Below are 20,906 nucleotides of genomic sequence, written 5' to 3'. Positions count from 1 at the left end.
CAAACAAGGATGGCTTCCAGGCCCCGCCTCCTCTCAGGGCGGGCCTTTTTTCAGGAATCCAGGGAGAGACCCCGAATGGCAAAGATCACCAAGGTTCAGGTCGGCGAGGCCCTCGTCGGCGACGGCAACGAGGTCGCCCACATCGACCTCATCATCGGACCGCGCGGTTCGCCGGCCGAGACCGCTTTCTGCAACGGCCTGGTCAACAACAAGCACGGCTTCACCAGCCTGCTCGCGGTCATCGCGCCGAACCTGCCGTGCAAGCCGAACACCCTGATGTTCAACAAGGTCACCATCAACGACGCCCGTCAGGCCGTCCAGATGTTCGGCCCGGCCCAGCACGGCGTCGCCAAGGCGGTGCAGGATGCGGTTGCCGAAGGCATCATCCCGGCGGACGAGGCCGACGACCTGTACATCCTGGTCGGCGTGTTCATCCACTGGGAAGCGGCCGACGACGCCAAGATCCAGAAGTACAACTACGAGGCCACCAAGCTCTCGATCCAGCGCGCCGTCAACGGCGAGCCGAAGGCCTCGGTCGTCACCGAGCAGCGCAACTCGGCGCAGCACCCCTTCGCCGCCAACGCTTAGATCGGGGACAGTCCTGGGCAGAGCGAGCCTCCGCCCGCACCGCGGGGTCTGCTCCAGCGACTGGCTTCGATCTTCCTTGGACGTTGATGGATTGGGACGGCTTCGGCCGTCCCTTTCTTTTTGGGCGCTGCGCCTCAACCCTCAGCGCAGCCGCCCATCGTGGATCGCCGAGGCGACGAGCGCGCCGGCCGCACCGGCCGCGCTGAGCCGCGCCACATCCTCCGGCCCGCGCACGCCGCCGGCCGCGTAGATTCGCCGGCCCTGTCCCGCCGCGACGGCACGCGAGATCCCGGAGAGATCAGGGCCTGCGCCCGTGCCGACCCGCGCCAGCGTCATCACGATCACATCCTCCGGCCAAATCTCCGCATCCTCGTGCAGGGCATCCGGTCCGAGCCGCTCGTCGCCGCGGCTGTCGAGGGAGAGCACGGCCCGGTTGCCGAGCGCCCGCACGAGACCGGCGTCGCGCTGGCTCTCGCTGCCGATCACCGGGCGACCGAGGCCGAGCCGGGTGAAGCGCTCGACCTCGCAAAAATCGGAGAATCCGGCATCGACCCACAGCGTCACGCCGGGGCAGGCGCGGGCCACCGCCTCCAGGCTGGCAGCATCGGGTGCCCGGCCCTCCATGATCGCGTCGAGGTCGGCGACATAGAGCAGGTCCCTCCCGACGGCGTCGAGGAGGCCGCGGGCCACGTCGGCGGGCTTCGAGCCTCTGGCCAAGGGGGTGTCGATCGGGGCATAGGCGTCCCGCTCGCCCGCGCGGGCGCGCACCACCTGCCCGCGGCGCAGGTCGACCACCGGGATCAGCCGAAACGGCCGCCCCTCAGAACCGTGAGACATCGCGTGAACCGGACGAAAACCAGGGTGATCGGGTGGGATCTCGGCGGGGTGCATGTCAAGGCGGCGCTCGTCGAAGAAGGTCGCGTGGTCGAGGCGGTCCAGGCGCCCTGCCGGCTCTGGCGCGGCGTCCCCGCCCTCGACGAGACCTTCGCGCTCTTGCCGGACTGGGTTCGGGGCGAGGCCCACCACGCCGTCACCATGACGGGCGAACTGACGGACTGCTTCGCCGACCGGGCCGACGGGGTGCACCAGCTCTCCGCCTGGGCCGCCGCGACCCTGACTGGTGATGTGCGGATCTATGCCGGCCGCGCCGGCTTCGTCGCGGCGCAGGACGCCCGCGCGCATGCGGCCGACATCGCCTCGGCCAACTGGCACGCCACTGCCGCCCTGGTCGGCCGGCACGCGGCGCACGCTCTCTTGGTCGATATCGGCTCGACCACCGCCGACCTGATCCCGATCGTCGGGGGCACACCCGTTGCGCAGGGTTACAGCGACGCGGAGCGGCTGGAGACGGGCGAACTCGTCTATACCGGTGTCGTGCGCACGCCGCTCCTCGCCTTCGCCACCCACGCGCCCTGGCGCGGCCGGCGCACGGCGCTGATGTCGGAAACGTTTGCCAGCACCGCCGACATCTACCGCCTCACCGGCGACCTGCCCGAGGGCGCCGACCAGCAATACAGCGCGGATCTCAAGGGCAAGTCGACACCTGAGACCGAGACTCGGCTCGCCCGCATGGTCGGCCGCGACCGGGGGGAGGGGAGCGCGCAGGAGTGGCGGGCGCTGGCCGCGTGGTTCGCCGAGGCGCAGTTGCGACCGCTGCACGACGCCGCCGCGGTTCTGCTGTCGCGCTCCGATCTGCCCGGGGACGCGCCGCTCGTCGTCTGCGGCGCCGGCTGCTTCCTGGCCGAGCGGCTCGCCCTGCGGCTCGGCCGTTCCTCGATGCCCCTCACCGCCCTGATCGCCGGCCAGGTGAGCGTCGGCGATGCCGCCTGGGTCTCGACCTGCGGGCCCGCGGTGGCCGTCGGCCTGATCGCGTGAAACCGGGCCGTCCCCGCGCGTTGAAGGGGACGACATCCACGAGGAGATGTGAATGACCGCAGGAAACAAGCTCGCCCGCATCCTGGCCACCCGCACCGGCGAGGCGATCGAGCTGGCCTTCGTCACCGAAGACGGCCGCACCACCCGGGTGCTCGCGAGCGACGATCAGATCGACCGCCTCGTGGACGAGCTGGAGGACATCCTCAACTCACCCGCCGAGACGGGGTCCGGCGATCCGCCCGCGGCGGCCTGACGTTACCGCAGGAAGTCCCCGAAGACGCGCGGGCCGTCGCCGGTCGGGACCGTGCCGGTGACGGCGAGGCTCGACGGATCGATCAGGCTTAAGGAGTTGTCGCCCCAGTTGGCGACGACGATCGTCTTCCCGTCCCGGGTGGCGGCGACGCCCTCGGGATGATCGCCGACATCGATCGCGGCGAGCGCCTTCAGGGTCGCGGGGTCGAACACCGTCACGGTGTTGGAGTACTGGTCGGTGACGAACCCTTTGCCGGCGGCGAACGCGATGACGTAGGGCCGCTGGCCGGTGGTGACGCGGCCGGTCTCGCGGCCGGCCCCGATGTCGATGGCCGAGACGTCGTTCGAGACGACGTTGGCGGTGTAGGCGGTGGCGCCGTCCGCCGAGAGGGTCAGGCCGAACGGGTGCTGGCCGACAGGGACGCGCCGCGTCTCCCGGCGGCTCGCCACGTCGATGATCGAGACCGAGTCGGATTCGCGATTGGCCACCAGCAGTGTGGCGCCGTTCGGCGTCACGGCGATGCCGGAGGGAGATTTCCCGGTGGCGATCTCGCCCTCCAGCGTCAGACCGTCGGTCGTCGGGCGCAGCACGAAGACGCGCGTCCCGTACCAGTCGGCGACGTAGACTTCGCCGGATGTCGGGTTGACGCCGATGCCGAGCGGCCCGCCGGGCAGGTCGAGGCTCGCGCGTACCTTGCGCGCGTCGAGGTCGATCACCGAGACGCCATGACCCTCGGGGCGGGTGACGTAGGCGGTCTTCCGGTCGGGCGAGAGGGCGATGCCGGCCGGTGCGCCCGGCACGGGGATCGATTGCAGGATTTTTTTCGACGCGAGATCCACGATCTCGACGGCGTTGCCGAGCTGCGCCGTAACGAGAGCTTCCTGGGCGAGGGCGGGGGCGGACGGCAAGGCCATCCAGACGAGGCCCCATGCCCCGATCCTCCCCTTTCCCCGGGTGGGAGGGCTGGAAGGCCGGCGCGCCCGCCGAGTGAAACGAAACACGCCGGCCTTCCGCATCATCGAAGCCTTACGAGCCCTTCTCGGCCTTGGCCTTCACGTTCTCCAGACTCGCCTTGTAGAGGCCGGAGACGGCCTTCTTGGAGGCCTCGTCGTTCAGCTCGGGCGGGGGATCGTTGTTCATGTAGCCGCGGTAGAACGCACCGCGCCACGTCATCTTGGTCTTGGCGCCGTCGCCCTCGACCTCGATCGTCGAGGAGTAATCGTTCACCGGCAGGGTCTTCACGTCGACCTTGGTGATCCGGTACATGAGGGTCTTCTTCTCGGCGTCGTACTTGGCGAGTTCTTCCTCGACCGTGGCGCCGCCCTTCAGCGTCAGCGTGCGGGTCGCCTTGACCTCGTTGCCGCCCTTACCCTCGGTCTTCTCGACCACCGGAATCCAGCTTCCGTCCTGGAAGTTGCCGACGATCGCCCAGACCTTGTCGGCGGGGGCGTTGATCTCGATCGACTCCGACACCTTCTGCCGGGTCGGGCCGTGCGCCTGTGCGGCGAAGGTCACCGTGGCGAGCGCCGCCACGGCGGCGAGTGTCCTGAACTTCATCGTTTCTTTCCTCCCATCGAAGCCGCCGAGCATGGCCGCCTCACCCTTCGTCCGAGCGACTTGTGTCAGGAGCCGCTCTTCTCAAGCCTGGCCTTGAGGTTCTCAAGGCTGGCATGAACCCAGGCCCGCACGCGCTTCTCCGAATTCTCGTCATTGAGTTCGGGCGGCGGGTCGTTGTTCGGATGGCCGCGGTAGAAGGCGGCCCGCCACTCGACCCGCGCGTGCTCGCCTTCGGGCTGCACCGAGATCGTGGCCGAGTAATCCTTGGCCGGCAGGTCGCCGACCTCGTTCTCGAGGATGTAGTAGGCGAAGCTTCGGTGCTCGGAATCGAGCTTGCGGCTCGCCTCGACGATGACGTGGCCGTTCTTCAGAGTCAGCTGGAAGACCGGCTTATCCGCGCTTCCCTGCCGCTCGCCGCGGGTCACGTTCTCGATCCAGTCTGCATCGGCGGGGTTGCCGACCACCGCCCAGACCTTGTCGGGAGAGGCGTCGATGATGACGCTCTCGACGATCTTGCGCCGGGTCGGCGCGTGCTGGGCCTCTGCCGCGACGGTGGTGACAGCGAGCGCCGTGGCGGCGAGCAGTGCGATCCGCTTCAAACCGGGTGTCTCCTTGGAAATCTCTCGAATCTGTCGGCGCCTCACAGGGGGCGGCTCGTCCCGTCGAGGACACGGCCGGTGCGTGCCAGGGCCCCCGCGACCTTGTCCTCGATCCAGTCCCAGGCCTCGCGCTCGGCCGGGCCGGCGGTCTTGGAGATCGCTATGGCATGATAGGCCATCTCCGTCAGGACCTTTTCCGGCTCCAGCATGTGGAGCCGCGTGGACAGGATCGCCGCCTCGATCACCGCTCCTTGCGCCCGGTTGTAGCCGATGAACGGCACGTGGCTCGCCGCGTGCACCATCCGCCCGCGGTAGCGTGGGCGCTGCGGGTCGTCCTCGATCGCCGCCACCTCGAACTCGGCATGGCCGAAGCATTCGGCGAGGCGCTTGCCCGGAATGGTGTCGCAGTCCACCACCGGCCAATCGCGCCGCCCGGTGACGACGCCCGCGATCACCCGCACGTCGCTCGGGGCCGAGGCCGTGAAGTAGGGGCGCTCCGCGAGGTTGTCGATCGTGGGCGAGGGGCGGAACGGGGCGAGCACGAAATCCTCGTCCTCGCGGATCAGGCCGAACGGCACGAGATGCATCGCGCCCGTCGTCGAAAGAGTGGTGACGACGGTCTCAAGGATCAGCGGCATCTCAATTTCGGTCCTCGTCGGGCACCAGCCGACCGCAGACGATGCGGCCGCCCTTCGGCTCGCTGAGCGGGTCGCGTTCCGATGCTGTGCCGCTTCCAGTTTCGGTCCGCGGCGGCACGGCGCCGCGCTCCGGATCGGTCCCGGCTGCACGCTCCGCGGCGGGTGCCTCGGGGCCGCTATGCTTGGTATGCGCCGCTTTCGTCGGCCCGGCCGCCTTGAAGGCGGTGGTGTCTTCCTGGGTGCGGTCGGCGGCGCAGCCCCAATCGAGGGGTTCGTCCTGCACGTAGCGCTTGCCGAGGCGGAACGCGGTCTCGGCCTTGGTCAGCTCTCCGCCGAGATAGAAGGCGTGCGCGCCGTCGCTCTCCACGCTCAGTTCGGGGAAGAAGGCCATCGCGTCGGTGCCGGTGGTGTGACGGTCGCGGTTGTAGACGTGGATGCCGTCCTCGGCGACGGCGATGCGGTAATTGGGATCGCGCACCTCCGCGGCCAGGGCGGCAATTTCATCGGAGGTCTGCACGAAGGGGCGCTTGTCGTGCAGCGCGAGCAATTCGCGGCCGTAGCCCTTGGGCAGGGCGGCGTCCTCTTTGGCCGCGTACATTACCCGGCGCGCGGCATCGTGCTCCTCCACCGTGCGGCGGGTGTGGTTCGAGACCTGCACGATCAACACGTTGCGGATGGCGAGTTCCGAGCACATGCCGACGAGGAGCGCCGTGACGCCGAGGCTGTCGGCCTCGGTGAGTTCGGTGAGGTTGCCGGTGCCCATCATCATCTCGATGTTCGGCCAGCGCGCGCGGATCTCGCGGTAGCGGCAGATCGAATCGACGAAGCCGAAATGGATCGGCTCAAGGATCGGATCGGCCATGTAGGGGCGCCCGGCCTGCTCCATCCGCTCGATGGCGCGGTCGAGGGAGGGCAGATCGTCGGGCCGCATCGGCACGAGGACCGGCACCGCGTCGGTCTCGAAGGCGAGATCCAGCGTCTCCTCGTTGAGGCTGAGGAGATAATCGGCACCCGCGCGCGCACCGCGGGTCAACTCGTCGAGGGAAAAGGAATCGACGCTGACCTTCAATCCGGCGCCCTTGAGGGCCCGCACGCTGTCTTCGAGATGCGGGAACGCCGTGTCGGGCAGTCCCCCGAGATCGATCACGTCGGCGCCGCGGCGGGCGAGGTCGAGACCCTTGGCCAGGATCTGGTCGGGCGTCATCTTAGAGGCGTCGACGATCTCGGAGAAGATGCGCAGATCGTGGCGCGAGAGATCGACCTTGCGGCCGGTCAGGCCAAGGTAAGCCGGCAAATCGACGATTTCGTCCGGGCCTCGCTCCACCGGCAGGCCGAAGTGGTTGCTGAGCGCCTCCGGGTTGGCGCGGCAACGGCCGGGCAGGACGATTCGGGTCGCGCCCTCGGGCATCTGCACGCGGCGCTTGATGATCTCTTCCGTCATCAGCGCGGCGACCTTCACCCCGGCATCGGCGATGCTCCAGGTGAAGCGCTCGGCCGGCAGGGTGGCGGCAACCTTTTCCAGCCGGGCATGGGCCAGCTTGCCGGTGATGAAGACGAGATGTTCGGGCACGCTCATGCGGCGGGCCTCTCGCGATGCGGTTCGGGGCCACGGATCACGATCGTGCCGGGATAGGCGGCCGCGAAGCGCGGGAAGGCGGCATCGACGAGGCCGGTTCGCGCGAGCGTGGCCGGGTCGGTCCAGGGCGGGATGTTTGCCAACTTTACGAGGATGCAGCGTTCCGCCCCGAGCACGCCGGCGAGCCAGAGGGCGAGGCTGTCGGAAGTGACCTCCCAGCTCTCAGCGATGTCCGGATGGCCGACTTTCAGGGCCGCCGGGTCCCAAATCACGGAGCGGCCCTGTGCGAGGGCCTCCGCCACAGCGTCCGGGCTCGCGGCGATGGTGAGCCTCCCTTCGAGCGCGGAAAACACCTCGGCCATGCGGCCCATGGCGTCGAGGGCGAGGCGGTGGGCGAGGGCGTCATCGAAGCCGAGCGCGGACTGCGCCGTTCGCACCGCATCAGCGAAGGGGCCGCCGCCGGGCACGACCGCGACGGGGGCGTTGTCCACGCAGTCGGACAGGATGGCGCGGAGCCGCGCTCGGTCGGCAACGAGGCTGCCGCCGATTTTGACAACAGCGCTCCTCGAAACCCTTTCCGCTCCGCGGGGGAGGGGGCCTCGCGGGTGCGAGGCAGAAGAGGGGAGCGACGTTTCCGGATCGTGCGGAGCCTGCCCCTCACCCGACCCGCTTTGCGGGCCACCCTTTCCCGCGGAGGAAAGAGGGACCGGCGTCGCGCTTGCCATGGCGGTCACGCCGCGTCGGCCCGCGGGCAGGTGCGCATCGCCTCGACCGCCCGCGAGACCCGCGCACCGTCGAGCGCCTGCCGCCGGTCGCCGTCACGGCACAGGCCGCCGCGGAAGCCGAGATAATCGGGCCCGAAGCTCGCGAGCACCGGAATGTCGGCAAGCCCGAGCGAGCCGGCGAGCCCGCTCATCAAGCCGTGGGTGCGGCAGCCGGCGACGAAGGCGGCGAGCTGCGGCGCGGACATGAGGCTGGGAAGCGCAATCCCGCTCTTGCCACGGGTATCGATCATTGCCCCGACGAAACCCGCCGCGGCCAAGCGCGCAGGGAAAGAGCCCTCGGTCACGTCGTCCTCGGCGAAGAGCACGCCGATCACCCGGCCCGGCGCCCTCGCGGCGGCCTCGGCCAGGGCGGTGCCGTCCGCGGCTCCAACTGCGATCTTGATGAAATCCACACCGGTCGCGGCCATCGTCGTAATGGCGGCGGCGATCTCCGTCCCCGTGCCGTCACCGGCCACCGCACTGGTGACCGCTCGCCCGCCGATACGGGCGACGAGGCCGCGCACGGTCTCCGCCGGGAGCGCACCGAGCGCCCCGCGCTCGGGATCCTTGGCGTCGATCAGGTCTGCCCCGGCCCGGTGCGCGGTCAGCGCCTCGTCGGGGCCGCGCACGCTGACGAGCAGGCGGGGGCGCGTGGAGGAAATCGGTTCAAGGTCGGACACAGGGAACGTTCTTGCTCAGCCTTGCGCGCCTGCACAAGCCCCGCCTCAGGAACGGCCGGGCAGCGGCTCGGCCAGCAGGCGGTTCTTCACGATCCAGCGCGCGGCGTGGGACCAGTCGTCGTCGGTGTTGGCTCTTATCACGACCTGGCCCTGGCGCACGACCTTGCCGGACTCGGCCTCCGCGATGGTGACGACGAGGCTGAACAACTGATTGGCGCCCTTGTCGGCGAAGGTGGTCACGGCGAGCTCCGCTCCGAGCGCCTTGGCGATGGGAGCGGTGCAGCCGTTGCACTTGTAGAGCGGGCTCTCCTTGCGGATCTCCGCGGCCTGGGGGCCGAGATCGACGCTCTCGAGGCCGCCCTTCTCGGCGAGTTGCGTCCGCAGCACCTCGGTGACGAGGTCGAGGCGCTTCTGATCGGCCGGCAACGGCTTGCGGCCATAGGCCAGCGTCGGATCGTTCACCTCCGCCGGGAAGATCGCTGCCTTGCGTGCCGCCTCCTCGGCCAAGGCCGCGCTGCTGGCGGCGGACAGGAGGGCGAGGGCGGGCAGGAGGACGCGAAGTCGCATGGAAGCGGAGCCTGGATCGGGCGCGGTGCCGCGCGGGCAGACTCTAATTTGGCTCCTCGGAGGATTTGGCAACGGCCGGCACCTCTCCCGGCATCGCGTCGGCGGCTCGAACTCCGGGAGGGACCCGTCGCAAGCGCCACACGGGAGCGAAGGAGTTCCGTAATCTTATGAAAATCTTATGCTTCTGTCGTTGAGGCCGGTGGCAAGATGTTGCTAGCCTGCCGGGCAATGCGTTCGTCCGTCCCTCTCCTCCTCGCCGCGGGTCTTGCGACCAGCCTGGCCGCGTTCCTGGCCGTTCCTCTCCACGCCCAGGAGCCCAAGGCGGCGACCGGCGAGCCGCCGCCGGGATCGCCCGCCACCCAGACAGCCACGCCGGTCCCCGGCTCGGAAACGCATATCGCCGTTCTCTACCGCCCGGTCCCGGCGCCCTCGTCCTACGACGCGGAGGCCGATCCCGAGGATCTCGGCATCGCGGGCGCGCGCATGGCGGTGAAGGACAACAACACCACCGGCCGCTTCACCAAGCAGACCTTCGCCCTCGACGAGGTCGTCCTCGATGACGAGCGCGATCCGGTGCAGGCGGCCAAGGATCTTGCGGCGAAGGGCGTGCGGTTCTTCGTGCTGGCCCTGCCCGCCGCCGAGGTGCTGGCCGTGGCCGACGCGCTGAAGGAGACGGGCGCCGTCATCCTCAATGCCGGCGCGCCGGACGACCGCCTGCGCGGGGCCGATTGCCGCGCCAACCTGTTCCACGTGCTGCCGAGCCGCGCCATGCAGACGGATGCGCTGGCGCAGTACCTGACGCTGATGCGCTGGCGGAAGATTTTCCTGATCGTCGGCCCGACCGAGCGCGACAAGGCCTATGCCGACGCGATGAAAAACTCCGCCCGCAAGTTCGGCCTCAAGATCACCGCGGAGAAACCCTGGACCTTCGGGCCGCTGGCGAAGGCCCGCGGCGACACGCCGACCCGGGCCGAGGCGATGGTGTTCACCCGCGGGCTCGACTACGACTTGGCGGTGGTCGCCGACGAAGAGGGCGACTGGGGCGATTACGTCCCGTTCCGCACCGTCGATCCGCGTCCCGTGGCCGGCACGCAGGGGCTGATCGCGACCACGTGGCACCCGACGCTGGAGACCTGGGGTGCGGCCCAGGCGCAGAACCGCTTCCGGCGGCTCGCCGGGCGCCTGATGCGGCCGCTCGACTATCAGGTCTGGGCGGCCGTGCGCACGGTCGGCGAGGCCGCGACGCAGACGCGGGGCACCGATCCGGCGAAGCTGGCCGCCCATCTCGTCACGCCCGAATTCTCGCTGCCGGCCTACAAGGGCGTCTCGCTGACCTACAGGCCTTGGGACCACCAGTTGCGCCAGCCGATCATCGTGGTGCAGCCCAAGGCGATGGTCTCCGTCGCGCCCGAGCAAGGCTTCATCCACCAGCGCACGCCGCTGGACACGCTCGGCGCCGACGAGCCGGAGACGGCGTGCAAGCTCCGGTGACGGCCGCTCCAGGCCGATCGGAAGCCGGACAAAGGACGATGCGGCAATCGACCACCCGGCAAGGGGCCGCTCGCCGCCGGTTTTTCCTTTGAGCAGTGCAGCCGTGAGGGCCATGTCGCTGCAACCGATTATAACGCGGGCGCGCAACGACGCGCCGGAGACGACAGGGAGGACGCCGATGGTCGCTCGCTTGAGGGCGGGGCTGGGTTGTGCAGTGCTCGCAGGCTCTTGGTTTGGCCTCGCGGGGGCGTGGTTCGGCACAATCGGGCAGGCGCAGGCCTTCACGGCCTACGTCACCAACGAGAAAGCCAACACGGTCTCGGTGATCGACACCGCAACCATGGCGGTGACCGCGACCTGGAAGGTCGGGCGGCGGCCGCGCGGCGTGACCCTCTCCAAGGACGACAAGGAGCTGTTCGTCTGCGCCAGCGACGACGACCGCATCGACGTGCTCGACACCGCCACCGGCAAGGTGGTCCGCTCGCTGCGCTCGGGGCCGGATCCGGAGCAGTTCATCCTCGATCAGAGCGGCAACCCGCTCTACGTCGCCAACGAGGACGACAGCCAGGTCACCATCATCGACATCGAGAAGAACAAGGTGCTGGCCGAGATCCCGGTCGGGGTCGAGCCGGAGGGGATGGGCCTGTCGCCGGACGGCAAGGTTCTCGTGAACACCTCCGAGACCACCAACATGGCCCACTTCATCGACACCAAGACCTTCGAGGTGATCGACAACGTGCTGGTGGATGCCCGGCCGCGCTTCGCCGAGTTCTCCTCGGACGGCAAGTTCCTCTGGGTCTCCGCCGAGGTGGGTGGCACGGTCTCGGTGATCGATGTCGCCACCCGCAAGGTCATCAAGAAGATCAGCTTCAAGATCCCGAGCGTCACCGACGAGCAGATCCAGCCTGTCGGCGTGCGCCTCACCAAGGACGGCACCCGGGCCTTCGTCGCACTGGGCCCTGCCAACCGCGTCGCCGTGGTCGATGCCAAGACCTACGAGGTGCAGAAGTACCTTCCCGTGGGACAGCGCGTCTGGCAGCTCGCCTTCACGCCCGACGAGAAGCAGCTCTACACCACCAACGGTACCTCCAACGACGTGTCGGTGATCGATGTGGAGGGGCTGAAGGTGGTCAAGAGCATCCCGGTCGGGCTGCTGCCCTGGGGCGTGGCGATCTCGAGGAAGTAAGTTCAGTTCGCCGGCTAAAATATCGTCCCGAAAGGTCGTTGCCGGCTTGTCGAGGAAAACGATGCAAGACCGACGAACGACGGGAGGAAGCGACATGAGATGGACCACGCGCCTCGGCCTCGCCACCGCGGCCCTGATGCTCGCCGGTGCCCCGGCGGGCGCCCTCGACCTCACCAAGAAGCGACAGAACCTGCCCGATCTCGTGCTCGGCAACGAGGAGGGCAACGACTTCGTGGTCGAGAACAAGGATATCGAGCTGGAGGCCGGCAAGGCCTACCGGCTGCGCATCGTCGCCAAGGGGCGGCAGGAGTACAAGTTCTACGCGCCCGAGTTCTTCCGCTACATCTGGTTCAACCAGATCGTGATCGAGCACAAGGAGATCCATGGCGGCGGCCCGCCCGACCATCTCGAATTCGACGATCCCGGCGAGATCGCCATCGAGTTCGTCGCTATCAAGCCCGGCGCCTACAAGTGGTATGCGCAGGGCCTGGAGGAGAAGGGCATGGCTGGCACGATTACGGTGAAGTGAGGTGGGATATCTCATGAAGCGCGCATGCACCTTCCTCTCCCTCTTCCTTCTCCTCCTCGCCAGCCCCGCCCTGGCCGATGACAAGGCCGCCTGCGCCGAGGGTATCGCCGCCGTGAAGGCGCAGGCCGAAAAGCTCGCGCCCGAGGCCGTCCCGCAGAAGCTCAAGCGTGCCCTGAAGATCGCCGAGCGCGAGCAGGGCGAGGGCGAGTTCGACGAGTGCCTGGAAGCGCTCGACGATGCCCGGCGGGCGCTGCCGAAATGAGCGCCGCCCTCGAAGTCGCCGGCGTCAGCCACCGTTTCGGTCAGCGTGCCGCCTTGTCGGATGTGTCGCTGACGGTGGAGCGCGGGCACTTCATGGCGCTGCTCGGCCCCAACGGCGCGGGCAAGACCACTTTGTTCTCGGTGATCACCCGGCTCTACAACAATCAGGAGGGCCGAGTCTCGATCCTCGGCCATCCTCTCGACCGGGAGCCGTCGCGGGCGCTCGCCGGCCTCGGCGTGGTGTTCCAGGCCCGAACGCTGGATACCGACCTCACCGTCGCGCAGAATTTGCACTACCACGCCAGCCTGCACGGCATCGCCCGCTCCGCCGCTCGCGCCCGCATCGAGAGCCTACTCGCCCGCGTCGGCCTGGCCGAGCGGCGCGACGATAAGATCCGTACCCTCTCCGGCGGCCAGTCGCGGCGCATCGAGATCGCCCGCTCGCTGATCCACGAGCCGCGCCTGCTGCTCCTCGACGAGCCCACCGTCGGCCTCGACCTCGAATCGCGGGCCGACATCGTCGCCATCGTCCGCGCCCTGGTGCGCGAGGAGGGCCTCTCGGTGCTGTGGGCGACCCACATCTTCGAGGAGATCTCGCCCGAGGACGATGCGGTCGTCCTCCACAAGGGCCGGATCGTCGCCCGCGGCCGGGCCGGGGAGATCGGCGGACCCGGCGAGACGCTGGAGGCCGCCTTCCGCCGCCTCGTCGCCGAGCCCGACAAGAGAACCGTGAAGTCCGCCGCATGAGCTTTTCGCCCGATACTGCCGCTCGCACCGAGGCGGCCAAAAGGCCCGCCCCCCATGCGGGCCGGCTCGACGCGGTCGGCTACCTCATCGCGCTCGGCGGCATCGTGCGCCGGGAGTTGCTGCGCTTCTTCCACCAGAAGGAGCGCTTCTTCTCGGCGATGGTGCGCCCGCTGGTCTGGCTGTTCATCTTCGCGGCGGGTTTCCGCAACACGCTCGGCACCTCGATCACGCCGCCCTACGAGACCTACGTGCTCTACGAGGCCTACGTGGTGCCGGGGCTCGCGGTGATGATCCAGCTCTTCAACGGCATGCAATCGTCGCTCTCGATGGTCTACGACCGCGAGGTCGGCTCGATGAAGGTGTTGCTCACCTCGCCCTATCCGCGCTGGACGCTGCTGCTCGCCAAGCTGATTGCCGGCGTCAGCGTCTCGATCGTGCAGGCCTACGCCTTCCTTGCCATCGCGTGGTTCTGGGACACCGGTATTCCGCCGGTCGGCTACCTCGCCGCCCTGCCGGCCTTCCTGGCCTCGGGGCTGATGCTCGGGGCCATCGGTCTGTTCCTGTCCTCGCTGGTGCGGCAGCTCGAGAACTTCGCGAGCGTCATGAATTTCGTGATCTTCCCGATGTTCTTTGCCTCTTCTGCCCTATATCCGCTCTGGCAGGTGCGGGCGTCGAGCGAATGGCTCTATCTCGTCTGCCAAGCCAACCCGTTCACCCACGCGGTCGAACTGGTGCGTTTCGCCCTTTACGGGCGCTTCGAGCCGGTCGCCTGCGCCGTCGTGGTCGGCACCGGCCTCCTGTTCTTCACCCTCGCCGTGATCGCCTACGATCCGGGCCGTGGCATCATGGCCCGGCGCGGCGGACCGGCCGGCGAAGCCGCCTGAGAGACTTCCCATGACCTTCCGTTCCGTTCGTGCCCCGCTCTGTCTTGCCCTGGTTCTCGCGGCGGCCCCGGCGCTGGCGCAGCCCAAGGCCGACCCGGATTGGCCCTGCGCCCAGCGCAAGGTGACGACGCTGGGCTACGGATCGTTCTGGACGGGACCCGACCTTGCCGAGGCCGGAGAGTGGGGCAACGACCGTGAGGCGGCCCAGCTCGCCCGCAAGCTCGCCTCCCGCCGCACGGAACTGCGCGAGGCCGACACCCTGCTCGACGAGTTCACCGAAAAACTCGATCCGGCCGAGAAGTCGAAGCGGCTCACCCGCGTGTTCGCCGGGGTGTTCGAGATCATCAACGGCGAGCGCAGCACGGTGATGAACGGCATCACCCGCTACGCGCAGGGACAGCGGCGGCTCGCCGAGCGCATCCGCGACGAGGCCGACAAGGTGAGCGAGCTCAAGGACAGTCCGGAATCCGATCCCACCAAGGTCGCTTCCAAGGAGGCCGCGGACCTGGAAAGCCAGTTCAACTGGGACCGGCGCATCTTCGACGAGCGAAACCAGTCGGTCTCCTACGTCTGCGAGGTCCCGACGATTCTGGAGCAGCGCCTGGGCGAGATCGCCCGCCGCATCCAGGCGCGCGTCTGAGTGTCTCGCACAAAACTCCCGCCGCGCTGCATCGCCAGAGCGAGAGCGGCCTGCGGCCGGGAGTTTGGTGAGGCACGCTGAGCCGCGATCCGATCGGAGGCACTGCCTTTCGTATCCGTGCAGCTCCGTAGAGTGGGTGAGCGTATCGGTCGAGCCGGGCCGTGATTTCGGCCTCCGTAACCGTGCCCGGCTCCTCCCTTCTGATCGGTTCTCGTCGAGCCAATGGTACGGGACCGGACGCGGCGATTTGCGATGACGCTTGTTCCGTAGCCGGTGGACCTCGTCTGAGCCTTTTCGACCGAGGCTCAGCTCTGTGTCGTACATGCCGGTCGCCGAACGGACCTTTGCTGGACAAGCGAGGGGCATTCGGAAAATGATTGCCAGATTATCCCGGGCTGTTCTGCTTCTTTATCCGTAAGTCTCTGATGAGACGTCAGAAATATGTTGCCATAACAGCACGCGTCGGTGGGAAGCTTGAGCGTCCCATCATAATTGATCCCGAAGAAGCTTTGCGGCGATTGTCGCGGCCGCCGTCCTTCAGCAACATCCGGCATCGGACCCGCTCAATCGGGGCCGCAAGCACGAATGACAAGGGCTGGGGAATGACAATGCGGGTGCTGCGAGGCAGCCTCATCGCATCGGTTGCGCTGCTTCCGGGACAGGTGATGGCGCAGGCGGCGGGCGGACAAGCCGTCACACTGGAGGAGATCAGCGTCGTCTCCAATACGCCGGTCGCGGCCTCGCGTCGGATCGTGGCAACGCCGACCGCGTCGGGGCTGCGCGAGACCGTCGTGCTCGACGGCATCGATCGCAACAAGTTGCCACAGAACACGAGCGTGCTGACGGCGGCCGACGTGTCGCGGGTCGGCTTCCCGAGCACGGTCCGGGCGCTCGACGAGCGCATCGGCTCGATCAGCATCAACAACGCGCAGGGCAACCCCTTCCAGCCGACGATCACCTATCGCGGCTTCGAGGCCTCGCCGCTGGGCGGCTCGCCGCAGGGCGTCGCGGTCTACCTGAACGGGGCCCGCTTCAACACCTCGTTCGGTGACACGGTGCAGTGGGATCTGATCCCCGACATTGCCGTCGACCGGATCGAACTCGAGGGCTCCAACCCGGCCTTCGGCCTCAACGCGCTGGGCGGCGCGCTCGCGGTGTCGCTCAAGAACGGCTTCACCTACCAGGGCAGCGAGATCAACGTGCTCGGCGGCTCGTTCGGCCGCGGCGCGGTGGCGTTCCAGCACGGCCAACGCATCGACAATATCGGCCTCTACGTCGCCGGCACCAAGCTCGGCGAGGAAGGCTGGCGGCGCCACTCGCCGTCGCGCCTCAACCAGATCTACGCCGACCTCGGCGTGCAGGGTGAGAAGAGCGAGTTCCACTTCAACGTCATCGGCGCCAGCAACAGCCTGACCGGCAACGGCACCGCCCCAGTCGAATTGCTCAAGGCCGACCGCAGCGACGTCTTCACCTATCCCGACCAGACCAAGAACGACTTCCTGCGCTTCCAGCTCTCTGGCACCTACGACGTCACGCCGACGATCAGCGTGCAGGGCAACGCCTATTACGGCCTGTTCCGGCAGCGCACCGCCAACGGCGACGCGGCCGACGTGGAGAATTGCGAGGCGGACGAGACCTTCGTCTGCTCCGAGGGCGCGGACGACAACCAGTTCTTCCTGCGCGACCGCACCGGCGCTCCCGTGCGCGCCGATCGCCTGCGCACCTTCAACTTCGGCGCGGTCAACCCGGTCTTCGCCAACCGCTTCGACGAGGGCGGCCCCTACGCCTTCCTCAACCAGACCCGCACCGACACCGACAATTTCGGCGCCACGGTCCAGACCGTGATCCGCGAGCCGCTGTTCGGCCTGCCGAACCGCTTCGTGCTCGGCGGCTCCTATGACGGCGGTCGGACCCGCTTCGGGGCTGACAACTCCATCGGCGGCCTCACCCTCGATCGCGGCTTCTCGCCCCCCGGCATCGTCGTCTCCAGCGACGACGGCATCATCACCCCCGTCTCCGTGCGCACCTCGAACGATTACGGCGGCATCTACTTCACCAACAACACCGACCTGACCGACCGGTTGACGCTGACGCTGCAGGGCCGGTTCAACATGGCCAAGATCGTCCTGCGCGACCAGATCGGCACGGCGCTCAACGGCGACCACTACTACGAGCGCTTCAACCCCGGCATCGGCGCGACCTACAAGATCATCCCCGAATACCTCGTCGCCTATGGCGGCTACACGGAAGCCAACCGGGCCCCGACCCCGGCGGAGCTCTCTTGCGCCGACCCGCTGGCGCCGTGCTCGCTCACCAACTTCTTCGTCGGCGACCCGCCGCTGAAGCAGGTCGTGGCCCGCACCGTCGAGGCGGGCGTGCGCGGCCGCATCCCGCAGCCCGACGACGTCTTCGGCGGCATCCTGTCGTGGAAGGCCGGCTTCTTCTCGACCCGCAACGACGACGACATCCTGTTCGTGCCGGCCCCCGACACGATCGGCCGCGCCTATTTCCGCAACGTCGGCTCGACCAAGCGTCAGGGTGTGGAGGCGAGCCTGTTCTACAACACGCCGACCTGGAATGCCTTCATCGACTACGCCTTCGTCGACGCGACCTTCGAATCACCCGTCGAACTCGCGGCCCCCGGCAACCCGTTCAACAGCACCGGCGGCGACGAGAGCGGCGTCGTGCTCGTGCGTCCGGGCAACCGCCTGCCCGGCGTCGCGCCGCACCAGCTCAAGGTCGGCGTACAGTACCAGGTGACGCCGGAATGGCGGATCGGCGCGCTCGCCCGCTTCGCGACCGGCAAGTTCCTCGTCGGCGACCCGACCAACCAGAACAAAACCACCGGCGACTACGCGGTGTTCGGCTTCAACACCAGCTACCGTATCGCCCCGAACATCGAACTCTACGGCTTCGTCGAGAACGCGTTCAGCGCCCGCTACGCCACCTTCGGCACCTTCTCGCCGGTGGACGAGGTGCCGATCGTCCGGGTGCCCAACGCCACCTCGAACCGCAGTCTCGCGCCCGGCGCGCCAGTGGCGGCCTTCGGCGGCCTGCGCATCCTGTTCGAGCCGCCGCCGCCGGCCCCGGTGGTGGAGCCGCTGCCGCTGGTCCGCAAGGGCTGAAGCCGGGTTGAGAAGCGATCTCTCCCGGACCGGTCCCGGTCCGGGAAGTCTCGTTGGGGTTGCAGGCGGCGCGGTTCTCCGGAACCGCGCCGCTTCTATATCTGGGTAGGTGAGCAAGGATGCGGCGGGTGGCGAAACGCGCGATTCCCGCTCCGCCTATTGCCAAATCATCCCGGGCAAGTTACGCAATCGAGGCGAGGCCGCGCGGCCACTTTGCCGAGAGCGGGTGGTCGTGAGCGGCTCTGCGATTTTGCCGTTCGCCCGGCTCCGGCCGGGCCTCTTCGATCAGGAGTCTGCCCCCAATGGCGTTCCGCCTCTCCTCTGCCGTTCTTCTCGCCGCCCTCGTCGCGGCTCCGGCCTACGCGGCCCCGACGACCACGACGAAGGTCGACATCGCTGCCTTCGATCCGGACAAGGACGGCACCGTCGATCTCAAGGAGGCCCAGGCCGCCGGCTCCGCCGCCTTCGACAAGCTCGATCCGGATAAGGACGGCACCCTCGACGCCAAGGAGCTGAAGGGCCGCGTCAGCGAGGCCGATCTCAAGAAGCTCGACCCGGACAATGACGGCACCCTCGACAAGAAGGAATACCTCGCCGCCATCGAGGCCCAGTTCAAGGCCGCCGATCCGGACAACGACGGCACGATCGACGCCAAGGAGCTGGCGAGCCCGGCTGGTTCGGCGCTGGTCAATCTGATTCGCTAACCGCCCGACCCATCGGGATGAGAATGGTGCGGATCGCGAGATCCGCACCCTTTCGCATGTCTGGGCCGACGCCGGCGGGCTCCGCGGCATTCTCGGGCGAAGCGTCGCAGATCGGAACCACATGTCGGTCTGGCGGGCTTTCTCGGCCGAAGCGGCGGTCACAGGACCGGTTCGCGAAAAGTCGATTCGGAGGAGCCCGAACCCATGCGCAATGCCCTCAGCCTGCCCGCTGCCCTTGCCGTCCTCATCGCAGCCGGTCCCGCTCTGGCGGTCTCATGCAAGGACGACATCTCCACCGTGGAGCGTCGGCTCAACAGTGCTGGCGCGGAGCAGGTGACCGGTAAGGAGCCGCCGGGCGGCGCGACCTCCTCGAACTCGCCCAAGGCCCTCGACAAGCCGCCGGCCGGTGCCCCGTCCGACCCTGCGACCAAGCCGACCAAGGCCGGTGTCGAGGAGGCGCGCGCCCTGCTCGCCAAGGCCAAGGAGCAGGACAAGGCCGGTCAGGAGACCGCCTGCCAGGACACGATGACCAAGGTGAAGGAGAAGGCCGGCGCGCTGCCGTAACAGGCAGGGCGGTCACTATCGAAGACCCTTTGGAAAAGAAGAGCCCGGGACTGCGCTCTGGCGGTCCCGGGCTCCGACCCGTTCGATATCCCAAAAATCCTCAGTACGCGTTGTCGGTCTTGAAGAGCGCGAGCGGCGTGGTGAGCAGGATTTTGAGGTCGAACAGGATCGACCAATTTTCGATGTAGTGCAGGTCGTGCTCGACGCGGCGCTGGAGCTTCTCGCTGGTGTCGGTCTCGCCACGCCAGCCATTGACCTGCGCCCAGCCGGTGATGCCGGGTTTCACCTTGTGGCGGGCGAAGTAGCCGTCCACCACCTGATCGTAGAGGGTGTTCGCCGCTTTGGCCTGGATCGCGTGCGGGCGTGGCCCAACCAGGGAAAGGTCGCCGCGGATCACGTTGAAGAGCTGCGGCAGCTCGTCCAGCGAGGTCTTACGGATGAAGCGGCCGACCGGCGTCACGCGGGCGTCGGTCTTGGTGACGAGCTGCGTAGCCCCCGCGTCGCAGAGATCGACATACATCGAGCGGAACTTGAAGATCTCGATCAGCTCATTGTTGAAGCCGTAGCGCTTCTGCCGGAACAGCACCGGACCGGGTGAGGTGAGCTTCACCGCGACCGCCACGGCCAGCATCGCCGGCGAGAGGGCCATCAGCAGCAGCAGGCCGACGAAACGATCGAACGCGCCTTTCAGAATGACATCCCAATCGGCGAGCGGCTTGTCGAACACGTCGAGCAGCGGCACGTCGCCGAGATAGGAATAGGCACGGGGCCGCAGGCGCAGCTTGGTCGCGTGAGCCGACAGGCGGATATCAACCGGCAGGACCGAGAGCTTGGCGAGCATCTGCAGGATGCGCGTCTCGGCTGAGATCGGCAGCGTGAAGACCACGAGATCGAGCGGAGCGTGGCGCGCGTAGGTAACGAGATCGCTCACATTGCCGAGCTTGGGATGACCAGCCACCTCGGCGCTGGAACGGTCGTCGCCCCGGTCATCGAAGACGCCGATGATGCGAATACCGTTCTCGCCGCCGGTTTCCAGAGCTCGAATCAGTTCCTCGGCCGCCGGACCGCCGCCGACGATAGCCGTGCGGCGATCGAAGCGGCCCTTGGCCATCTGCATGCGCACGAAGGCTGAGAGTACGGCGCGGCCGCCGAGCAGCAGCCCCAGTCCGGCCATGTAGTAGCTGAGCAGCCAGATCCGGGAATAATGATCGGCAATCTTGCCGAGCACCATCGCCGCGGCCACCATCAGAAAGGCCACGGACCAGCCCGTCGCGAGCTTCATGGAAGTTCGTGAGAGATCGCGGAATGCACCGATCCGGTAGCTTCCCGACGCCTGGAACAATCCGAGGGCCGCAACGGTCACGGCCAGGACGGCGGTGATGTAGCGCGGCGCCATGGGCACGACGCCATGAAGCAGTGCTTGGTGCAGGGCAAGGCCAAGAATGATCAGTCCGCAGAACTCGGCGAGTCGCACGCAGCCGGCCAGCACTACCGGCGAGAGCCACGAACCCCGAGGTTGTGGAGTCGGTGCAGGGTCAGTTGAATCGCTCGGCGATCCCTGTGCCCTATCGAGCGCCAGCGGCGCCGGTACGGGGGTCAGCGAGTCGCTTTGCTCAGCGACCTTGAGTAGATCTCGAACGTCGATGGCACTCATCGGAATGTTCCACGTGAAAACGTC

Annotated in this window: 23 protein-coding genes; 13 read left to right on the top strand and 10 right to left on the bottom strand. The window is 68.0% G+C overall.

The window, feature by feature from the left end; genetic code table 11:
* The first annotated feature begins 75 nt into the window (after positions 1-75).
* Positions 76-588: a 5,6,7,8-tetrahydromethanopterin hydro-lyase gene (gene fae / locus FHU13_RS02850; protein ID WP_017485248.1), complete on the top strand. Its 513-nt coding sequence runs from the start codon at positions 76-78 to the stop codon at positions 586-588.
* Positions 589-729: 141 nt separating this feature from the next.
* Here fae and FHU13_RS02845 read toward each other — a convergent pair whose 3' ends face one another.
* Entirely contained in the window at positions 730-1,425 is a 696-nt protein-coding gene (locus tag FHU13_RS02845) for a HisA/HisF-related TIM barrel protein (RefSeq protein ID WP_183434350.1), read from the bottom strand.
* A gap of 3 nt (positions 1,426-1,428) precedes the next feature.
* On the opposite strand from FHU13_RS02845, the gene FHU13_RS02840 reads away from it, so the two are divergent.
* Together FHU13_RS02840 and FHU13_RS02835 are read left to right on the top strand one after the other, a co-directional pair.
* A complete protein-coding gene (locus FHU13_RS02840; protein WP_183434349.1) occupies positions 1,429-2,463 on the top strand; it encodes a hydantoinase/oxoprolinase family protein in 1,035 nt (344 codons plus the stop codon).
* Positions 2,464-2,515: 52 nt separating this feature from the next.
* Entirely contained in the window at positions 2,516-2,716 is a 201-nt protein-coding gene (locus FHU13_RS02835; RefSeq protein WP_183434348.1) for a hypothetical protein, read from the top strand.
* A 2-nt stretch (positions 2,717-2,718) separates the two neighbouring features.
* On the opposite strand, the gene FHU13_RS02830 is transcribed toward FHU13_RS02835, so the two are convergent.
* From FHU13_RS02830 to FHU13_RS02795, 8 genes are all read right to left on the bottom strand, one after another.
* Positions 2,719-3,735, bottom strand: a complete 1,017-nt coding sequence (locus tag FHU13_RS02830; RefSeq protein WP_183434347.1) for a YncE family protein — start codon at positions 3,733-3,735, stop codon at positions 2,719-2,721.
* Between the two features lie 7 nt (positions 3,736-3,742).
* Entirely contained in the window at positions 3,743-4,273 is a 531-nt protein-coding gene (locus FHU13_RS02825) for an SRPBCC family protein (RefSeq protein WP_183434346.1), read from the bottom strand.
* A gap of 65 nt (positions 4,274-4,338) precedes the next feature.
* Entirely contained in the window at positions 4,339-4,872 is a 534-nt protein-coding gene (locus tag FHU13_RS02820; protein WP_183434345.1) for an SRPBCC family protein, read from the bottom strand.
* A gap of 41 nt (positions 4,873-4,913) precedes the next feature.
* Positions 4,914-5,510: a DUF447 domain-containing protein gene (locus tag FHU13_RS02815; RefSeq protein WP_183434344.1), complete on the bottom strand. Its 597-nt coding sequence runs from the start codon at positions 5,508-5,510 to the stop codon at positions 4,914-4,916.
* Position 5,511: 1 nt separating this feature from the next.
* The gene (locus FHU13_RS02810) at positions 5,512-7,086 is read right to left on the bottom strand and encodes a DUF6513 domain-containing protein (protein ID WP_183434343.1); all 1,575 of its coding nucleotides are present in this window, start codon (positions 7,084-7,086) and stop codon (positions 5,512-5,514) included.
* On the bottom strand, positions 7,083-7,634 hold the full coding sequence (locus tag FHU13_RS02805) for a uridylate kinase (RefSeq protein WP_312889549.1): 552 nt from the start codon (positions 7,632-7,634) through the stop codon (positions 7,083-7,085). Before FHU13_RS02805 ends, FHU13_RS02810 begins: the two co-directional genes overlap by 4 nt.
* A gap of 182 nt (positions 7,635-7,816) precedes the next feature.
* On the bottom strand, positions 7,817-8,530 hold the full coding sequence (locus FHU13_RS02800) for a (5-formylfuran-3-yl)methyl phosphate synthase (RefSeq protein ID WP_183434341.1): 714 nt from the start codon (positions 8,528-8,530) through the stop codon (positions 7,817-7,819).
* Positions 8,531-8,575: 45 nt separating this feature from the next.
* Entirely contained in the window at positions 8,576-9,097 is a 522-nt protein-coding gene (locus tag FHU13_RS02795) for a DUF3280 domain-containing protein (protein ID WP_183434340.1), read from the bottom strand.
* Between the two features lie 228 nt (positions 9,098-9,325).
* Here FHU13_RS02795 and FHU13_RS02790 point away from each other — a divergent pair, with 228 nt between their 5' ends.
* The 10 genes from FHU13_RS02790 (at position 9,326) to FHU13_RS02745 (ending at position 19,228) form a co-directional block, all read left to right on the top strand.
* Positions 9,326-10,588, top strand: coding sequence for an ABC transporter substrate-binding protein (locus FHU13_RS02790; RefSeq protein WP_183434339.1), 1,263 nt, complete (start codon positions 9,326-9,328; stop codon positions 10,586-10,588).
* 178 nt (positions 10,589-10,766) lie between these two features.
* A complete protein-coding gene (locus FHU13_RS02785; protein ID WP_183434338.1) occupies positions 10,767-11,774 on the top strand; it encodes a YVTN family beta-propeller repeat protein in 1,008 nt (335 codons plus the stop codon).
* 94 nt (positions 11,775-11,868) lie between these two features.
* A complete protein-coding gene (locus FHU13_RS02780; protein ID WP_183434337.1) occupies positions 11,869-12,303 on the top strand; it encodes a hypothetical protein in 435 nt (144 codons plus the stop codon).
* 13 nt (positions 12,304-12,316) lie between these two features.
* On the top strand, positions 12,317-12,565 hold the full coding sequence (locus FHU13_RS02775; protein ID WP_183434336.1) for a hypothetical protein: 249 nt from the start codon (positions 12,317-12,319) through the stop codon (positions 12,563-12,565).
* A complete protein-coding gene (locus FHU13_RS02770; RefSeq protein ID WP_183434335.1) occupies positions 12,562-13,311 on the top strand; it encodes an ABC transporter ATP-binding protein in 750 nt (249 codons plus the stop codon). The genes FHU13_RS02775 and FHU13_RS02770 overlap by 4 nt, the downstream gene beginning before the upstream one ends.
* Complete coding sequence (locus FHU13_RS02765; protein ID WP_183434334.1) at positions 13,308-14,195, top strand: ABC transporter permease; 888 nt, start codon at positions 13,308-13,310, stop codon at positions 14,193-14,195. The genes FHU13_RS02770 and FHU13_RS02765 overlap by 4 nt, the downstream gene beginning before the upstream one ends.
* Positions 14,196-14,205: 10 nt before the next feature.
* A complete protein-coding gene (locus FHU13_RS02760) occupies positions 14,206-14,835 on the top strand; it encodes a hypothetical protein (protein ID WP_183434333.1) in 630 nt (209 codons plus the stop codon).
* A 608-nt stretch (positions 14,836-15,443) separates the two neighbouring features.
* Positions 15,444-17,960 (top strand): TonB-dependent receptor, encoded by a 2,517-nt coding sequence (locus FHU13_RS02755; RefSeq protein WP_183434332.1) that lies wholly within the window; start codon positions 15,444-15,446, stop codon positions 17,958-17,960.
* A gap of 302 nt (positions 17,961-18,262) precedes the next feature.
* A complete protein-coding gene (locus FHU13_RS02750) occupies positions 18,263-18,664 on the top strand; it encodes an EF-hand domain-containing protein (RefSeq protein ID WP_183434331.1) in 402 nt (133 codons plus the stop codon).
* Positions 18,665-18,868: 204 nt separating this feature from the next.
* Positions 18,869-19,228: a hypothetical protein gene (locus FHU13_RS02745; protein WP_183434330.1), complete on the top strand. Its 360-nt coding sequence runs from the start codon at positions 18,869-18,871 to the stop codon at positions 19,226-19,228.
* 100 nt (positions 19,229-19,328) lie between these two features.
* On the opposite strand, the gene FHU13_RS02740 is transcribed toward FHU13_RS02745, so the two are convergent.
* On the bottom strand, positions 19,329-20,882 hold the full coding sequence (locus FHU13_RS02740; protein ID WP_183434329.1) for an undecaprenyl-phosphate glucose phosphotransferase: 1,554 nt from the start codon (positions 20,880-20,882) through the stop codon (positions 19,329-19,331).
* Positions 20,883-20,906: the final 24 nt, after the last annotated feature.

The sequence above is a fragment of the Methylobacterium sp. R2-1 genome (genome assembly GCF_014191355.1).
Classification (GTDB): domain Bacteria; phylum Pseudomonadota; class Alphaproteobacteria; order Rhizobiales; family Beijerinckiaceae; genus Methylobacterium.
This window is presented reverse-complemented; position numbering and strand designations above follow the sequence as displayed.

Bases quoted from the DNA above. Each gene is read 5' to 3' on its own strand.
- FHU13_RS02745 (WP_183434330.1), top strand. From the start codon at position 18,869: ATGCGCAATGCCCTCAGCCTGCCCGCTGCCCTTGCCGTCCTCATCGCA.
- FHU13_RS02845 (WP_183434350.1), bottom strand. From the start codon at position 1,425: ATGTCTCACGGTTCTGAGGGGCGGCCGTTTCGGCTGATCCCGGTGGTC.
- FHU13_RS02785 (WP_183434338.1), top strand. From the start codon at position 10,767: ATGGTCGCTCGCTTGAGGGCGGGGCTGGGTTGTGCAGTGCTCGCAGGC.
- FHU13_RS02830 (WP_183434347.1), bottom strand. From the start codon at position 3,735: ATGATGCGGAAGGCCGGCGTGTTTCGTTTCACTCGGCGGGCGCGCCGG.
- FHU13_RS02835 (WP_183434348.1), top strand. From the start codon at position 2,516: ATGACCGCAGGAAACAAGCTCGCCCGCATCCTGGCCACCCGCACCGGC.
- FHU13_RS02825 (WP_183434346.1), bottom strand. From the start codon at position 4,273: ATGAAGTTCAGGACACTCGCCGCCGTGGCGGCGCTCGCCACGGTGACC.
- FHU13_RS02795 (WP_183434340.1), bottom strand. From the start codon at position 9,097: ATGCGACTTCGCGTCCTCCTGCCCGCCCTCGCCCTCCTGTCCGCCGCC.
- FHU13_RS02755 (WP_183434332.1), top strand. From the start codon at position 15,444: ATGCGGGTGCTGCGAGGCAGCCTCATCGCATCGGTTGCGCTGCTTCCG.
- FHU13_RS02765 (WP_183434334.1), top strand. From the start codon at position 13,308: ATGAGCTTTTCGCCCGATACTGCCGCTCGCACCGAGGCGGCCAAAAGG.
- FHU13_RS02815 (WP_183434344.1), bottom strand. From the start codon at position 5,510: ATGCCGCTGATCCTTGAGACCGTCGTCACCACTCTTTCGACGACGGGC.
- FHU13_RS02780 (WP_183434337.1), top strand. From the start codon at position 11,869: ATGAGATGGACCACGCGCCTCGGCCTCGCCACCGCGGCCCTGATGCTC.
- FHU13_RS02775 (WP_183434336.1), top strand. From the start codon at position 12,317: ATGAAGCGCGCATGCACCTTCCTCTCCCTCTTCCTTCTCCTCCTCGCC.
- FHU13_RS02740 (WP_183434329.1), bottom strand. From the start codon at position 20,882: ATGAGTGCCATCGACGTTCGAGATCTACTCAAGGTCGCTGAGCAAAGC.
- FHU13_RS02760 (WP_183434333.1), top strand. From the start codon at position 14,206: ATGACCTTCCGTTCCGTTCGTGCCCCGCTCTGTCTTGCCCTGGTTCTC.
- FHU13_RS02770 (WP_183434335.1), top strand. From the start codon at position 12,562: ATGAGCGCCGCCCTCGAAGTCGCCGGCGTCAGCCACCGTTTCGGTCAG.
- fae (WP_017485248.1), top strand. From the start codon at position 76: ATGGCAAAGATCACCAAGGTTCAGGTCGGCGAGGCCCTCGTCGGCGAC.
- FHU13_RS02790 (WP_183434339.1), top strand. From the start codon at position 9,326: ATGCGTTCGTCCGTCCCTCTCCTCCTCGCCGCGGGTCTTGCGACCAGC.
- FHU13_RS02750 (WP_183434331.1), top strand. From the start codon at position 18,263: ATGGCGTTCCGCCTCTCCTCTGCCGTTCTTCTCGCCGCCCTCGTCGCG.
- FHU13_RS02810 (WP_183434343.1), bottom strand. From the start codon at position 7,086: ATGAGCGTGCCCGAACATCTCGTCTTCATCACCGGCAAGCTGGCCCAT.